This window comes from Roseibium sp. R5 (assembly GCF_055755305.1).
In genome coordinates this window covers 3,454,414-3,468,312 of record NZ_CM146910.1, presented here as the reverse complement: position 1 = coordinate 3,468,312, position 13,899 = coordinate 3,454,414, and the positions used below count along the sequence as shown (strand labels likewise).

Here is a 13,899-nt window from a genome sequence, read left to right as displayed (position 1 = left end):
TCACAGCCGGGTCACTCAGAATATCACACGAGCTATGGCGCGGTCAGATTGCCGGATCGCGCCGTTTTTCCTTGAAAATCAGCCAAAGGTTCCGGAAGTAAATCACCAGTCCGAGCCCTTGTCCTAGAATGATGATCGGCTCCTTCTTGATCACACCGTATGTGAACAGCATGATTCCGCCGGCAATCGAAAAGAACCAAAAAGCGATCGGCACGATGGATCGTCCGACACGTTCGGATGCCATCCATTGAACAACAAAGCGCATCATAAACATCGATTGCGCAGCCAGACCGAAGATCAGCCAAAAATCAAACTGTGCAATGAAGACTGCATGAAACCAGTCTATGAGGGCAGCCATGTCGGATTCCAGTTACCTTGATACGCCAGCGGCGCGTTTCTGCTCGGGAATTGTGGCGTCAAATTAGGTCAACGGCCGGACAACGGGAATTTTTTTGCGGCGGCGGCGCAACCACCACACACCAAACAAATCCAACACTCCGACCAACGCCCGGTCGAAAATACCGTATTTAGAGGTCCCGTGGCGCCGCTGCCGGTCCTGAACGTCAATATGCACCACATTGTAGCCTTCGCGGATCACCAATGCCGGGAGAAACCGGTGCCAGCTGTCAAAATACGGAAGCTGAAGGAAGACCTCACGGCGCAGCGCTTTGAGACCGCAGCCGCTGTCGCGGGTGTTGTCCTTTAAGATGGCGCCCCGCAGTTTATTCGCGAACTTGGAGGCATACCGTTTTGCAAGACTTGCTTTCCGGCCCAGTCTTTGACCCGCAGCAAGCGCAGCAGACGGCCCTGCGGCTTCGAGCGCATCGAGCAACTGCGGGATGTATGCGGGATTGTTTTCCCCGTCTCCATCAATGGTGGCGACGACGTCACCACGCGCATGCTGAAGTCCGGTGCGTACTGCACAGCTCTGACCGCAGGACTTTTCGTGCCGAACCGGACGCAGCCAGTCATGCGTTGCCGCATAGTCCTGCAGGACAATGTCGGTCCCGTCAGATGATCCGTCGTCGATCACAATGACCTCAAACGTCCGTCCGCTGAGTGCCGTTTCAATCTCATCCAGAAGAATGGGAAGGTTCTCTGCCTCATCTTTGGCAGGAACAACCACGGTGACGGCAATCCCGCCCTTTGTCGCGGCCAAGGCCTCCAAGTAACTCTGTGTCATGACATCCACTCAGTCCGCCTCGCTGGCCGCAGCCCGGCCCGGAACGATACGCTGCGCCCCGCGTTGTCCGCGCAAAACCTGCCAAACGGCACGCGCGCTTGCCTTGGCCGAAATGGCCGTCATGTTCGGAACGATATTGCCGTTTTCCGCAATATGAAAACCAATCCGGCGCCGGGCCATGGCACGCACGGTGAAGAAGGTAAAGGTCATCCCGAGCAGTGTGCCGGCAATGACGTCACTTGGGTAATGCGCACCCGCCATCACCCGGGAGAATGCGAGCCAGAACGCACTGACAACGATCAGCCACCGGTAAGCCGGGAAGATGAAATAAAGCGCAGTCGCAAGGGCGGCGACTGTTGTGGAATGGCCGGACGGAAAGCTCGTGAACTTGCCGTGAAAAGCAAGGAAATCAAAATGAACGGGGCCGAACTCTTCATACAATTTCGGACGCGCGCGCCCAAGGCTCCACTTGATGATCAGCACCACAATCCCGGACGCTGCGACCGTATAGAAGACGAAGGCCGCATAGGTGAAAACGGCGCCGATCGCCATCCTGATCCGGAAGGCGTATCGGCCGGCATCGAGCGCGAGCAGAAAGAGACAAGGAACACCGGTTGAAATCAGGATCCAGTCTGCCTTACCCAGATCAGTGAACGAGCGGAAGGCCGTCCGGTATTCGTTCGGCAGTGAGTTCAGCCAAGGATACGTCGGCGCATCAAAGGCAACGACTGCGACACCCACCGTCAAAAGAAGAACAGCAAGGATATCTTGTGGCCGTTGGCCCGGTGGCAATGTCCGCAACTGAGCGGTGCCACGCTCCTTGCGGTTGGAATAAAGGATCATGGCGCGCCGGGCATTGCCGCGCATCCGTTCCAGCACCCATTTTATCCGACTATTGCTGCTCATTGCCGCCTTGTGTGTCTTTTGCGTCTGCGGCCGACTGATAGAGCGCAATATCGACATCATCGCCGCCGTTGATATTCAGGCCGTCTACCCTTTTTCGCACCACGGGGACAAGACCCTTCTCCTTCGCTGCGGCCAAAAACGCCTCTTCATGGCGGCTCTCGATCGCTGCGATCCGGCAAACACCACTCTCCCCAGGTTTAGCTTGGGCGAGGAAGTCGGCGGCTTCAGCCTCCGGAACGATCTTGGTGTTGGTCCCTTCCAGGAAGATAAAGCTCGGCTCGTGGAAGCCGGTCGTGACCACTTGCCGGGTATCCCGATTTGCGCACCCCGGGATCTCGTCCATCGCAGTCACAAGCCTCGGACTAACCCAGATCGTGGTCAGAGCCGGTCCTGAAAAACCCCATACACCGATGGCAACGCAAATTGCGGTCAGCGTTGTGGCTGGCAGAGCATACAGCGCCGGTCCACGGAGCAGACGGGTTGCGGCAAAGACCGCAAATACAGCGCCTATCCCGGTGACGATCGCCCCTGGAGGAGACGGCCAGATACCAAGCGCAAACGGGCCTCCAAAGGCGGCGGCGGCAATTCCTATGGCGGGCACCGCCAACAAGATTGCCGCCACCCAGCGCAGCCACTTCGCGGATTGGGAACCGGCGCCTTCGATCAGGGCCGCCGCCACAGGCAAAATCAGAGCGGGCATCAAGGGCATGGTGTAATGCGGCAGCTTCGTCGCAACGAGTTCAAAAACCACCCAACTTGGGAAAAACCAGCATGCTGCAAAGATCACCAAAGGGCTTTTCCGCTCGCGCCACATCATCGGCAATGCAAGCAGGAAGAACGCCGGGAGCGGCCAAAAGACACCAAACATGGCACCGAGATGGGTCAGCGGCGGGGCCCCATGCCCCTCCTGCCCCTCAGAGACCTTGCCGAGCAGATCCTTGCCGATGGCCTCTGTAAAAAAAGTGCCGTCCGTTGCGATCCAAATGGCGACGAACCAAGGCAGAACAAGCAAGAAAAACCAGATGAACCCGGCCAGCGGGACGGCCCCCTTGAACCAGCTCAAATTGCGGCTGGTGATGATCAGGCCAACAACCGTGAACCCGACGACCATCGGGCCAACTGGTCCCTTGACCAAGACACTTGCCGCAAGCGCGGTCCAGAACACAAAAGCAAGGCCCCAGGCCCTATCGGAGCTGTTCCTCAGCCAGAGCCGCGCGAGAGCGCCCTGAGCGATAACAATCGTTGCAAAAAGGGTGGCATCGGTTTTCGCAAGCCGCGCTTCAACACCAAGGATGATGGCGAGCACAACAAAAGAACCAGCCACGAGCGCTCCCGAGGGGCCCATGAACGCTCTTGCCAACCAGAAGACTGCCAGAACGCTCAAGATCGCGCCAATGATGGACGGCAAACGATAGACCCAAAGCGCCGCCGATGCATCATGGCCTGTCAGTTTGACCGCAGCCGCCTGCAGCCAATAAATGCCAACCGGCTTCTTGTGACGCGCCTGATCCTGGAACCGAATGTCGACATAGTCGCCAGTTTCGAGCATTTGCTTGGTCGCTTGCGTGAAACGCGGCTCATCGCGGTCCAGCGGCGGCACAGTCCACTGACCTGGAACGAACAAAACAAGCGCTAAGGCAAGCAGCAAGAGCGGTGCGGTTACATCATGGCCAAAGATGCGCAGCCATATCGGCTTTTTCATTTGATTTCCGGACTTTTCCGGATCCTGCTCCGGTTGCGCGCTGTTTGCCGCTGCCGATTGCGTTTCTGCCATTACGACCCGATTCCGCGAGGATCAAACGGGCTTGATCCCAGCCTTTCAAAAAGAATGTGTGTGCATCTCCTACATGAGCTTTTTGAAAAGGGAAACACTGCTTGCACCCAAACTCTGTGAAGCTATCGTCATGGGGACGATTCCTCGCAACATTCCTTTGGCAATCATATGGCACTCATTGCACATATTACCGATTTGCATCTTCGTCCGCGCGGACTTGCCTGCTATCGCGTCTCCGATACCAACATGCTGGCGGAACGGGCGATCCCGGCCTTGAACGGCCTGACACCACGCCCGGACGCAGTCGTTCTGACCGGAGACCTCACGGACAAAAGCGATCCGCGGGAATACGCTCTTGCCCGGCAAATCCTGTCGCGGCTCGCCATGCCAGTGTTCATGATCCCCGGCAATCATGACGGCAGCGCCGATATGCGGCGCGAGATGTCGGGGTTTCCGGGTATGGATAGCGACGTAGAGGGCAAGCTCTGCTACACCGCCGAAATTGGCGATCTCCGGCTTATCGCGCTTGATACCAACATTCCCGGCAAACCGAATGGCGAACTCGGCACACCGCAGCTGAATTGGTTGTCAGATCGTCTCTCGGAGGACAATCGGCCGACGCTTATCGCTCTCCACCACCCGCCTGCCCTCAGCGGCATTCAGCACATGGATGCGATTGGCCTGAATGACGCCGGTGCGCTCGCAGAGGTGATCGGTCCGCACAAGCACATTCAGCGGCTGCTTTGCGGTCATCTGCACCGCCCGATCATCGCGGAGTTCGCAGGCAAGATAATGACGCTCGCCCCCAGTACGGGCCACCAGGTCGTCTTGGATTTGACCGAAGATGGGCCGCCGATGTTCAACTTCGAACCGCCCGCATATTTCCTTCATCACCATACGCCGCAAGCAGGCACAGTGACCCATATGGCCTATGTCGAGGCATATCCCGGACCGCATCACTTCTTTGCCGATGAGGGTGTTTCCTGGCCCGGGGACGACGCGTGACAATGATTTTCGGCAGCCAGAGAAACAGAGCTCTTCAGTGCCTGCGCCCCCTGCCCTTGATCTTGCTCCTTGCTTTCTTGGCAGGCTGCGGTGCGCTGCCTGGCGGTCAAGGCGAATTGGAGGACCGGCCGGTCTTTACAGATGTCGATGTCAGCACCTCTTCTCTCATGGCGATGGTGAATGCCTATCGCGCACAGAATGGTCTTCCGGCCTTGCGTCACGATCCGGCGCTCGATGGTGTCTCGCAAGATATGGCGCGGCACATTGCCAAACGCGACAGCATGGACACCTGGCAGCACAGCGCCTTCGGCCTTTCCCAGCGGCTCGACAAGGCGCGTTACCCAAATTACGCAGCTGCAGAGAACCTTGGTGCCGGTTATGCGGATCTGCCTGCAGCTTTCCGCGGCTGGCAAGGTTCCGAAGGCCACAACAAGAACTTGCTCAATCCGTATGTGACGCGTGTTGGCATTGCCCGCACCAATCGCAGCAATGGAAAATGGCGGAATTTCTGGGTCATGACGCTGGCGCGGCCGCAAGCCGACGGCCGGCCGGTCCCCGTCAATTAACAGACTGCAACAGGATCAAAGTGCTCCTGAGCATGGCTAGAATGGGAACGGGCGCTCAGCGAAGACCTCTTCCCGTTCAGGTTCAGTGCGCAGTCCGCGCTCGACCACGCCTCTATAGAGCCTGTCTTTGCCAAACCGCGGCTGCCAGATGCACAATTCGGGTGAGAACAGTTTGATGCAGGGAACACCAAGATCCGGACGTGTCGCATCAAACTCCCAAACTGTTATTCCCTTTTGCCGCAAGGCCTCCAACAATCCGTCATATGTAAAGACTTCGGCTTCAGAAATAGCAGCCGTTTCCGCGGCTTCTCCAACTGGCCAATCATCCAGGATCGATCTCTCGCGGGCATAGCGAAGCTGAGATGGAATTCTGCGTCCTTGCTCATGGGAACGATCTGGGTACGCAGTCTCCATCGCGGACAACGAGATTTCTCCCTGCAGCATTTCGGTGATTGCTCCGAAGATCGCTGATCCGAGATCCCATTCGGCACAAGCACCAAACGCTGCCGCTTGACCATCGCCGCGGTGAGAAATGGCAACGGCCACATGGACCGGTAGATCGGTTTCGACCCTGCAAATCGTTGTCTTTCGGTGCCGCTCAGACAGATATCTCATCAAGTTGTCAGAAATTTTTTCGCGCAAAACCGGCTTGGGTACCACTGTTATCCCCAAGCGGTTGTACCAGGCCTGAGCCACTGCATCGCGCTCTGCAAGCTCTAACAGAGCCCGCTCCCGCGCCCCTACTAAGTCAGACCAGACCGCACACCCAACTGTTGACGAAATGCCTACCTTGAGGCCCTGCTCGAGAACAACTTCTCCGAAAAGAGACGCGAATGCAGGTAGCCGCGCCTCAGTCCCGTTTAACAAATTACTCACGCGAACAAGACGATTACTCAACTTACTCCAATCGATCACAGAACCACGGGACTCCCGCCCCAACTCCGTTCGCTTGCGAAGCAAATCACTCGTCTGGGCCTCACTAAATCCCATTATGGATGCAAGATCGGCTTGATACTCACCCTTCGTAACACCAACTACACGCGGATCATCTTGCCCAAGAGAACAAAGGGTTAATCTTTCAGCAACCTCCCCAATACAACTAATAGATGCACCTATTTTCGTATTTGCTTGCCCACCGGCAGCAAAGGACCCAGTCGCCTTTGCCGTACGCTGCCCATCAGAGTTTTGAGACGTAACAACAGCGGTACAAAAATGGATTGGACAGCTTGGAAGAAAGACAGGCACCAGGCGAACCCGGTCGGCTCGCAAGACCGGCTCAAACAGCCGGAGAGCGTGCTCGGCATCCGGATTGACCGGTCTCACATCTCGCTCCGTGCTCGCGATCAGACCGGCACTCACAAGCCCACTCAGAACCTCTGGCATAAAACGCTGCATCGCGCCCCCACACAAAAACGTTCTGCGACTAAAGCATTCCTGAGAACATGATCAAGTATATTTTTTGATCAACAGACTCATTAGAAATTGCGAAGCGGTAGCATTTACGTTTTTCCATTGTTTTACAAAAATATTGATGCATTGTTTTTGTGCAGGATCAAGTAGTCAGAATATATTGTTACTTACAGTATCGATACAACGTGATTACTTTCCAGTTTCGGGGCTATTATTACTTTTGCCGCCGACAAAATTTAAAAACATACAACCGAATAAACTGGAGGCTTAGCATGCACACTCTTTCAACTACCAATCGCGAACTGGCCATTGGTTCGAAACTTGGTGAAATCATCCAGAACTCAACAGAACGCGCCAAGTTTGCCGAACACCCGGAAGCCGCGCTGTCGGAGCTCGGCCTCGCCACAGATGTAAAAATCTATGCCGACACCGCGGACAAGGTGCATCTGGTCATCCCGGCAAAGATTGATGAAGCACGCGTTGCAGCAGGTGATGAAACTTATTTCGAAGAGCTTGGCCGCTTGGCGTTGGCGAGCTGTCATTATGAAGAAATGCCGGACTGATCGACGACCGATCTTTCTTGCACCTGCGACCGGAGGCCACCAACTCCGGTCGCAATCTTCAACCGCACCCACAAGGTTTTCCCCGATGGCCAGGTTTCCTCATTACCGTAGCAACGTTGTTGCACTCGGTCAGCTGCTCGCTCACGCTCGAACGGATAAGGAAATGCGTCGAAAGCTTATCCAGAATCCAAAGGATGAACTACGGAAAATTGGTTTGCCGGAGCATGCAGTGCAATTGATGGATTTCGAGGTTATTGACGCCACACAGGCCAAGACGACAGTGCTCCCCTATCGCCTGAATCAGAAGAAGATCGATCAGGCAGATCCCGGTTACCTTGTCCCACTTGCCCGTCAGTTTTCCTGATCAACTAGATCGCAGCCCTGTCGCCAAAGAAGTATCTCTTGACCAGCTGAACACCGCGGTCATATGAGGCGCGTGTTTTGGGGTCTTGGAAGAAGTTGATACGTCGCCCCCACTCATCGGGGTCGCCCGTACCTAACCCGGCCTGATCGATTACCTTGGCCAAGCTTTCGCTATGCCGGCTTAAAAGATCCAGGGCTTCGGCGTCTTTCCCTGCACATACAAGTGCAGCGACTCGCGTTGTCAGCCCAACAATGCTCTTGTAGGACGCGCGCTCAATTATTTTAGCAGCCGTTTCGAAATCTTCGGATGCGAAAAAAACCAGAGAATAATACTCGTAGAAGACCCGCGGCACGGTTGTGAACAGGTTCATCGCCTTTTCCGCTTTGCTCCGAGCAAGTTCAACTTCACCGGCAAATGCCAAGCCTTCAGCAGCTGAAATCAGATTGATTGGATCGACGCTGTTCAAACGAATGGCTTGCATAAATGACCGGCGGGCCTCATCGGCCAAGCCGGACTGGATAAGCGCCCACCCATGAGTTCTCAGGTTGATCGGCTGCCACGGGTCCAGTTTCACGGCATGTTCGCACAGCGCCATAATCTCATCCCACGACAGGACACTGTCGCGATCCTCAACCCGGTAGTGCAATAGCTGTTTAATGTTCACCAAGGCTTTTCCGGAGTACGACATTGAGAACGTGCTATGGCGCTTGGAAATCTCCTCCAGAATTTGCAATGCCTTCCGGTCAGATTTCGGATCAAACTCCACCATCAAGGCTTCCGCCTGGCACCACCGCGCAAAAGCAGAACTGTTTTTCGGATTCCGAAGCTTGTTTGTCACGTGACTGTAGATGCGACCTATTGTGTGACTGGCCGCATTCTCAATACCATCCCACTCTTGCAAGTCGACGACTTCGCTGAACACAATCCGCCCTTCGGCACGGTCCTCAAACTGGATCAATACTCTGCCGGAACGATCATTATGTTGAAAACGAAGTAGAAAATTTCCTCCATCGTCGCCCTGAACCAGCACGGGCGGAGGTCCTTCAGCATCGCCGAAGTAATCTGATTGAAAGAGATCAAAAGACCTATATGCGGAAAGACCGCTGACAATCTCCTCACGCAAGTAAATTCCATCGTTGGGCGCAGTGCGGGCCAACTCGGACGAAACAATCGAAACCTTGGGGAAATGAATAACATTGTCCGACCCGTGATCCACGACCGTGACATCGCTTCCATCCGGGTCTTGCCAGAATTCTGGGTTCTGCGGCCTGCTCAGCACCAATTGCGCATCTGACGGGCCTGAGCGCGCAGTTGCTGACAACAAATCCCAGGTTTCCTGTTCCGGCACACCGTCCAACTCCTTCAGCTCGCGCTCACAGGCCCGTAATTGCTGTTCTGCCCGCTCCCTTTGACCGCGGTGCAGATAGATCTGGATCAGCGCGCGGTGAGCCGGCTCAAAAGCGGGATCCATATGCAAAAGGAAGTGGGCGGCAGCTTCCGCCCCTGGCGTGGCAGCAGCGACAACTGCGCCAGAAAGGTGTTTCAGCGTGGCATCCATCACCTCGTCCCGGATGCGCTGACGTTCAATCAACAGCCAATCCGTGAAGACAGGATCGATATCCTCAAAACCAGTTAGATAATCGCCGCGCCATAAAGCAATCGCGGTGTTGAAATCCGGTGAATCGGAGGTGTTGAGCAGGTCCAGGAGGTACGCCAGATCAGTAGGCAAGCTTCCCGCAAAAATTTGTATATGCCCGCCTTGGGTTTTGACCACATCGAGCCCAGCAATTTCTTCTGCCGTTTTCAACTGTTTTAAGGCCTGCCGAAGCGATTGCATGCCCCTGTGCCCGGTCGCACTACTCCAAAGAAGATCGGCGACGGCCTCGCGGGATGCGCTCAAGTCACTGATACGGATGACATAACCGAGGATAGCAAGTGCCTTGCGGGTTTTGGTCGCGACAGGATCGCCGTCTGCCCCCTTCAGCATCGGCCGCCCGAGACCCGCAAAGTGTGGAACTGGGATCGTCACCGTAAGACTTCCTTCACTCACGTCATTTTTGACAGCGGCCACACAACCCAGAATGCAACGCTGCGTGAAATACACGAAGACTTTATCACGCTCGTTTCACGCTTCAAGAACAACATGGCGATCTTGAAAGGCTTCCAGAGTGCAGGAATCCTCCAAAAGACAGCAACACTGGTGGGTGGTATTATGTCTCAGTCCAACGTTAAAACAGATCCAAAACTTGATCAGGAACCTCCCGTAGAGGCCATCAAGCGTATGATCCGTTATACGCAAAAGGAAGCTGACAAAGACGGTCGGACCTTTTGCTCATATTTCCTCGATATGGCGCTTCAATCCCTTGAAGACGGCAGTGAAGATCTGGACACTATTCTGAAGTCCAAGGTAACCCCCTTGATGGTCAATCAAACCAGCACGGGCACCTGAAACACTGACCCCATAGCTATCTTGGCTGCAGCGCTTCTGGTCCTCACTGGATCGCGGCTTGTCCAGCTTCAGCGCAACGCTCCAAAGACTGACCGGGACACGGGATCCCGGTCTTTTTTCGTTTCAAAGCTAATTCCAGTCAAAAGGGGCTCAATGCAGTTGAAGACTGGATAGATCTGCGTTCGAAGGTCATAAGTGTGCGATTTTTCGCAACTGAAGACGACCGCTTCCTGGCACTACTGAAACTGAAATTGTTAACCGTGATAGCCGGTCCAAAAGCTTCATTTCGTTGAAAAAATTCACTAGCAGAAACAGTGGCGACCCCGGCAGGATTCGAACCTGCGACCATTCGCTTAGAAGGCGAGTGCTCTATCCAGCTGAGCTACGGGGCCGTGAGCTCGAGATTGCTGAGCCCTTTGTGCGGCAAAGCCGCCAATCCTGTCGATATCAAAACGATCATTTCAACAATCATTTTTGTTTGGGACAAGGACATCACTGCCGGCTTAGTGCGTCCAGGGCGCGACGCGGTCGAATTTGAAATTATCAGCGTAGGCAGCACCGCGTACCACTCGTGCCTGCGATTTCTCCACACGATATGGGATGCCCTGGCGCTTTGCATAAGCGACGGCGTCTTCCTGGCTTTCGAACACCATGCGCACTTGCTGCTTCATATCCGAAGACGATGTGTAACCCATCAAAGGTTCGACGGACTTGGCCACCTCCGGTTCAAAATCCAGAACCCATTTTTGCGTTTTGGCCTTACCGGACTGCGTCGCCGTTTTTGCCGGCTGGTAAATGCGCGCGACCATAGGTCTTATCCTGTGCTCAGTTTGACGTGTGGCAGATCTCTAATCAGCTTGTTCCCTCCTTTGATCCGGAAGTCAATATCTGCAGTCTATCTGTGCTGATTTCACGCGCTAATTTACAGCGCACCTGTAGCGAACTCATGTTACAGCCACGACCGGATTGCCGGGGAAAAAAGATCCCGAACAGAAACGACGCTTCGCATGCAATGCTGAGTTAACGATGTGAAAGAAATTGGAGAACCAGCTGCGTTGCATTATGGCGCAAAAACACAACCTATGCTATCTCCCTGCCTAGAATGAGAAAGTTACGAGTGCATTCTGCCGTTAAGTTCTGCCACCCGAATTGTTTGGCAATTAAGAACACCGGCAAAAAATGGTGTCCGGGACCCGAAAGGTTGATCCGCTCACCCAATAACAGGAAGGCCAGTCATGCAACATCACTTTCAGAACCTTTTTGGTTTTAAGAGCGATGATCAGATTTCTTTTGATCTGCCTGAAACAACTCGCCTGGACCCTGTTGGATTGCGCGCTGATATTGACGCTGCAAACCTCAGCGAGATGTGGACCATGATTTTAACACTCGACTACGCCGTTGAAGACGTTGCCGACCTCCCGCGCGAGAAACAGGAAGAATTCTTGAACGTCATGTCCTTGTTGCTCACAGCGTTCAATCGGTAAGGTGAAACAAAAAGGTACCGTAATACTGTGCTGACACGTCCGGCATCTCAATTCACAGAGCTTGGGACCAAGGTTATAGAACAAGGCCTTGCAGACCCAAAACTGTCTGAATTCTATGAAGCAATTCAATCCGCGTCGCACCACGCCACACCCAGCTCTCTCAAACCTTACATCAATTATTTGAGCCTGTGTTCCGACAAGGTTTCAGACATGGAACCGCCTCCGATTTTCTATGTTGGACTCGAATCCAGTCAACGGCTGCTGTTCGGCGATCAGTGGGCCACCCCGCAAGCCTCGTGCGGTCCGGCATCTGGATTGCGCACACCTGATCCGGAATTGGAAAAAGCTTCAGCTGACGCCTATAAAGCGGCGCTCAATCTTCAGCCCTATTACGGTTACGCACGCACCCTGATCTCACTTAACGGCGAGACATACGAAATCGCGTTCGAACGGCTGATCGTCGGGATCAGGCCTGCGCCAACGGCAAGTTATCAGATTTGCGCCTACTTCGGCGTTATTCAGGATCTGCAGCGCCGCCTGTAGCCGCTATCGTCCGTGCGAGGCCAATAAGGTCGCTGCGGGTGGAATACACCAGCCAATCATCCGGACGGATGTGGCCGGGCGGCATCTTCCAATGAGTGCCACGGGGCACGAACCGCCGATACCCGACCCGGATGCCAAACCCTTTTTCAGCTGCAGTTGCGGCCATTAATCCATAGAGATAGTCAGGCGACCATTTCAAAAGGGCCACAAGAAAGCCAAGTTGGGTCAAGGGTTCAGCAAGCCCTTTGCCGCGGACATCCCGGCGCAGCCACAAATTGCCGTGATAAACAATCTTCCCCCGAAGAAAATACGCATCGTGGGCATGTTCGTTGCCGAAACGCGCTTGCGGATTCGGATCGACAAATATCCGCCGCTGCTGTTGCTGCCAGTGTTCTGCAAGGCTCCGGTCCTGGAGATCCTCAACCTTCGCGGCCTGAACGGAAACGACATTTCCTCGATTGTCATACGCACCGATCCAAAAGGCCGTTGACCCATGGAGATCGAAAAACCGGGGCGAAAAGTCCTCCATCAGATACTTGTCTTCTGTCTTCCGGATGGTCTTTTCGAAGAGACCAAAATCGCTGCTCTCCCTAACAGTCAGCCCGCCGTCTGAAATTAGCGCCTTTACAACGGCGATCGCCGCGGCCACCTCCAAGGTCGTGTGGTGTTTTGGATCGTTGATCATCTCGCCCTGCCTGCCTCGGGCAAAGCGGTCCCGCCGCTTCTCTCCCGGTCCCCAGACAAAGTTGAGGCACCTCTGAGGGATGCACAAGAAAAACAACACAACTTCCCCGATTTCCTCAGAAACGCAGCTTTGACCAAACCAAAATCCAGACAAACAAAGCGATTTCTGATTAGCCGACACAATAGTTTTTAAGGAGAGAGAAAGTGGTCGGGGCAGCAAGATTCGAACTTGCGACCCTCTGGTCCCAAACCAGATGCGCTACCAGGCTGCGCTATACCCCGACGGCTGGTTCGGGCGGTGTATCCGCGTTTTCTTCGTTCGTCAAGTAGCGAAAGTCTCGCCCTGAGCTCATGCTTGTGGACAGTCAATTTTAGAGCTGTGATGCACTTCCAAAGACACAGGCTTCGTCAGGCGTCGTTCAGTCCCATCGAGCCGGCAACAACTTCGTCTCCCGGTTTGATGCCAAGCTTAGCCGCAGTTCCCGCATTGAGCTCAAGAACGAATTTTGCCGGCGCGCCGGACGGGATGACTTTTTCAGAGTAAGGCGTGGTGTCCGCTGCAATGCTGACGATTTTCCCTTGAGAGGAAATGAAAATGATATCGAGCGGCAGTGGTGTGTTTTTCATCCAGAAATGGCGCTCGAATTCGCCGTCGAATATGAACAGCATGCCATGTTCGGCTGCCATCTCTTCGCGGAACATCAGCCCCTTCGCCCGCTGCGTATCCGTTGAAGCCACTTCCACCGTAAACCGATGTTCGTTCGCGCCGGAAATGACGGTCAGCGGCTCGGTTGGAAGTGTTTGACTGTTCCCGGCAAACGACCCGTTGCTGACGGCGCTCAAAAGGATGGCAAAGCCTACACACAATGCCAGGGCAACGGATCGGGGCAATTGGTACGCGTTCATGAGAACTCCGGTTGCGACAGGTCCTACCCAGATACACCATTAAAAAAGGCCGGAACATGTCC

The 13,899-nt window shown here is 54.6% G+C and carries 16 protein-coding genes and 2 tRNA genes; 7 read left to right on the top strand and 11 right to left on the bottom strand.

What is annotated here, in order from left to right:
* Nucleotides 1-43 precede the first annotated feature (43 nt).
* The 4 genes from AC0J4F_RS16315 to AC0J4F_RS16300 all read right to left on the bottom strand — a co-directional run bounded on the left by AC0J4F_RS16315 (nucleotide 44) and on the right by AC0J4F_RS16300 (nucleotide 3,791).
* Nucleotides 44-358 carry a lipid-A-disaccharide synthase N-terminal domain-containing protein gene (locus AC0J4F_RS16315; RefSeq protein ID WP_008191718.1) on the bottom strand — a complete coding sequence of 105 codons (315 nt, stop codon included), beginning with the start codon at nucleotides 356-358 and terminating at the stop codon, nucleotides 44-46.
* Between the two features lie 63 nt (nucleotides 359-421).
* A complete protein-coding gene (locus AC0J4F_RS16310; RefSeq protein ID WP_133947145.1) occupies nucleotides 422-1,183 on the bottom strand; it encodes a glycosyltransferase family 2 protein in 762 nt (253 codons plus the stop codon).
* A 9-nt stretch (nucleotides 1,184-1,192) separates the two neighbouring features.
* A complete protein-coding gene (locus AC0J4F_RS16305) occupies nucleotides 1,193-2,089 on the bottom strand; it encodes a phosphatase PAP2 family protein (protein ID WP_040450619.1) in 897 nt (298 codons plus the stop codon).
* On the bottom strand, nucleotides 2,076-3,791 hold the full coding sequence (locus tag AC0J4F_RS16300; RefSeq protein WP_473024040.1) for an ArnT family glycosyltransferase: 1,716 nt from the start codon (nucleotides 3,789-3,791) through the stop codon (nucleotides 2,076-2,078). Before AC0J4F_RS16300 ends, AC0J4F_RS16305 begins: the two co-directional genes overlap by 14 nt.
* A 240-nt stretch (nucleotides 3,792-4,031) precedes the next feature.
* On the opposite strand from AC0J4F_RS16300, the gene AC0J4F_RS16295 reads away from it, so the two are divergent.
* Both AC0J4F_RS16295 and AC0J4F_RS16290 read left to right on the top strand, forming a co-directional pair.
* Entirely contained in the window at nucleotides 4,032-4,868 is an 837-nt protein-coding gene (locus AC0J4F_RS16295) for a phosphodiesterase (protein WP_133947143.1), read from the top strand.
* 2 nt (nucleotides 4,869-4,870) lie between these two features.
* Nucleotides 4,871-5,434: a CAP domain-containing protein gene (locus AC0J4F_RS16290; RefSeq protein ID WP_473026439.1), complete on the top strand. Its 564-nt coding sequence runs from the start codon at nucleotides 4,871-4,873 to the stop codon at nucleotides 5,432-5,434.
* 36 nt (nucleotides 5,435-5,470) lie between these two features.
* Here AC0J4F_RS16290 and AC0J4F_RS16285 read toward each other — a convergent pair whose 3' ends face one another.
* Nucleotides 5,471-6,817: a YcaO-like family protein gene (locus AC0J4F_RS16285; protein WP_473026438.1), complete on the bottom strand. Its 1,347-nt coding sequence runs from the start codon at nucleotides 6,815-6,817 to the stop codon at nucleotides 5,471-5,473.
* Nucleotides 6,818-7,116: 299 nt separating this feature from the next.
* On the opposite strand from AC0J4F_RS16285, the gene AC0J4F_RS16280 reads away from it, so the two are divergent.
* Both AC0J4F_RS16280 and AC0J4F_RS16275 read left to right on the top strand, forming a co-directional pair.
* Nucleotides 7,117-7,407: a hypothetical protein gene (locus AC0J4F_RS16280; protein WP_133947141.1), complete on the top strand. Its 291-nt coding sequence runs from the start codon at nucleotides 7,117-7,119 to the stop codon at nucleotides 7,405-7,407.
* A 163-nt stretch (nucleotides 7,408-7,570) separates the two neighbouring features.
* Nucleotides 7,571-7,771 carry a hypothetical protein gene (locus AC0J4F_RS16275; RefSeq protein WP_133947140.1) on the top strand — a complete coding sequence of 67 codons (201 nt, stop codon included), beginning with the start codon at nucleotides 7,571-7,573 and terminating at the stop codon, nucleotides 7,769-7,771.
* 4 nt (nucleotides 7,772-7,775) lie between these two features.
* Here the strand turns inward: AC0J4F_RS16275 and AC0J4F_RS16270 are convergent, their stop codons facing one another.
* On the bottom strand, nucleotides 7,776-9,800 hold the full coding sequence (locus AC0J4F_RS16270; protein ID WP_473024039.1) for a BTAD domain-containing putative transcriptional regulator: 2,025 nt from the start codon (nucleotides 9,798-9,800) through the stop codon (nucleotides 7,776-7,778).
* Nucleotides 9,801-9,914: 114 nt separating this feature from the next.
* Here AC0J4F_RS16270 and AC0J4F_RS16265 point away from each other — a divergent pair, with 114 nt between their 5' ends.
* Nucleotides 9,915-10,220, top strand: coding sequence for a hypothetical protein (locus tag AC0J4F_RS16265; RefSeq protein ID WP_209002195.1), 306 nt, complete (start codon nucleotides 9,915-9,917; stop codon nucleotides 10,218-10,220).
* Between the two features lie 315 nt (nucleotides 10,221-10,535).
* Here the strand turns inward: AC0J4F_RS16265 and AC0J4F_RS16260 are convergent.
* Together AC0J4F_RS16260 and AC0J4F_RS16255 are read right to left on the bottom strand one after the other, a co-directional pair.
* A tRNA-Arg gene (locus AC0J4F_RS16260) sits at nucleotides 10,536-10,612 on the bottom strand.
* Between the two features lie 111 nt (nucleotides 10,613-10,723).
* Nucleotides 10,724-11,029, bottom strand: coding sequence for an ETC complex I subunit (locus AC0J4F_RS16255; protein WP_133947138.1), 306 nt, complete (start codon nucleotides 11,027-11,029; stop codon nucleotides 10,724-10,726).
* Between the two features lie 426 nt (nucleotides 11,030-11,455).
* Here AC0J4F_RS16255 and AC0J4F_RS16250 point away from each other — a divergent pair, with 426 nt between their 5' ends.
* Both AC0J4F_RS16250 and AC0J4F_RS16245 read left to right on the top strand, forming a co-directional pair.
* Nucleotides 11,456-11,704, top strand: coding sequence for a hypothetical protein (locus AC0J4F_RS16250; protein WP_133947137.1), 249 nt, complete (start codon nucleotides 11,456-11,458; stop codon nucleotides 11,702-11,704).
* Nucleotides 11,705-11,731: 27 nt separating this feature from the next.
* Nucleotides 11,732-12,247 carry a hypothetical protein gene (locus AC0J4F_RS16245; protein WP_133947136.1) on the top strand — a complete coding sequence of 172 codons (516 nt, stop codon included), beginning with the start codon at nucleotides 11,732-11,734 and terminating at the stop codon, nucleotides 12,245-12,247.
* On the opposite strand, the gene AC0J4F_RS16240 is transcribed toward AC0J4F_RS16245, so the two are convergent.
* The 3 genes from AC0J4F_RS16240 to AC0J4F_RS16230 form a co-directional block, all read right to left on the bottom strand.
* Nucleotides 12,219-12,932 (bottom strand): hypothetical protein, encoded by a 714-nt coding sequence (locus AC0J4F_RS16240; protein ID WP_133947135.1) that lies wholly within the window; start codon nucleotides 12,930-12,932, stop codon nucleotides 12,219-12,221. The genes AC0J4F_RS16245 and AC0J4F_RS16240 overlap by 29 nt on opposite strands.
* 204 nt (nucleotides 12,933-13,136) lie before the next feature.
* Nucleotides 13,137-13,213: transfer RNA gene (locus tag AC0J4F_RS16235), tRNA-Pro, on the bottom strand.
* A 126-nt stretch (nucleotides 13,214-13,339) separates the two neighbouring features.
* Complete coding sequence (locus tag AC0J4F_RS16230; protein ID WP_209002194.1) at nucleotides 13,340-13,837, bottom strand: DUF192 domain-containing protein; 498 nt, start codon at nucleotides 13,835-13,837, stop codon at nucleotides 13,340-13,342.
* Between the last annotated feature and the right edge of the window lie 62 nt (nucleotides 13,838-13,899).

Excerpts from the sequence above, each read along its gene's own strand:
- AC0J4F_RS16295 (WP_133947143.1), top strand. The coding sequence starts at position 4,032 with ATGGCACTCATTGCACATATTACCGATTTGCATCTTCGTCCGCGCGGA.
- AC0J4F_RS16285 (WP_473026438.1), bottom strand. The coding sequence starts at position 6,817 with ATGCCAGAGGTTCTGAGTGGGCTTGTGAGTGCCGGTCTGATCGCGAGC.
- AC0J4F_RS16250 (WP_133947137.1), top strand. The coding sequence starts at position 11,456 with ATGCAACATCACTTTCAGAACCTTTTTGGTTTTAAGAGCGATGATCAG.
- AC0J4F_RS16265 (WP_209002195.1), top strand. The coding sequence starts at position 9,915 with ATGGCGATCTTGAAAGGCTTCCAGAGTGCAGGAATCCTCCAAAAGACA.
- AC0J4F_RS16230 (WP_209002194.1), bottom strand. The coding sequence starts at position 13,837 with ATGAACGCGTACCAATTGCCCCGATCCGTTGCCCTGGCATTGTGTGTA.
- AC0J4F_RS16305 (WP_040450619.1), bottom strand. The coding sequence starts at position 2,089 with ATGAGCAGCAATAGTCGGATAAAATGGGTGCTGGAACGGATGCGCGGC.
- AC0J4F_RS16275 (WP_133947140.1), top strand. The coding sequence starts at position 7,571 with ATGCGTCGAAAGCTTATCCAGAATCCAAAGGATGAACTACGGAAAATT.
- AC0J4F_RS16315 (WP_008191718.1), bottom strand. The coding sequence starts at position 358 with ATGGCTGCCCTCATAGACTGGTTTCATGCAGTCTTCATTGCACAGTTT.
- AC0J4F_RS16255 (WP_133947138.1), bottom strand. The coding sequence starts at position 11,029 with ATGGTCGCGCGCATTTACCAGCCGGCAAAAACGGCGACGCAGTCCGGT.
- AC0J4F_RS16290 (WP_473026439.1), top strand. The coding sequence starts at position 4,871 with ATGATTTTCGGCAGCCAGAGAAACAGAGCTCTTCAGTGCCTGCGCCCC.
- AC0J4F_RS16300 (WP_473024040.1), bottom strand. The coding sequence starts at position 3,791 with ATGAAAAAGCCGATATGGCTGCGCATCTTTGGCCATGATGTAACCGCA.
- AC0J4F_RS16280 (WP_133947141.1), top strand. The coding sequence starts at position 7,117 with ATGCACACTCTTTCAACTACCAATCGCGAACTGGCCATTGGTTCGAAA.
- AC0J4F_RS16240 (WP_133947135.1), bottom strand. The coding sequence starts at position 12,932 with ATGATCAACGATCCAAAACACCACACGACCTTGGAGGTGGCCGCGGCG.
- AC0J4F_RS16310 (WP_133947145.1), bottom strand. The coding sequence starts at position 1,183 with ATGACACAGAGTTACTTGGAGGCCTTGGCCGCGACAAAGGGCGGGATT.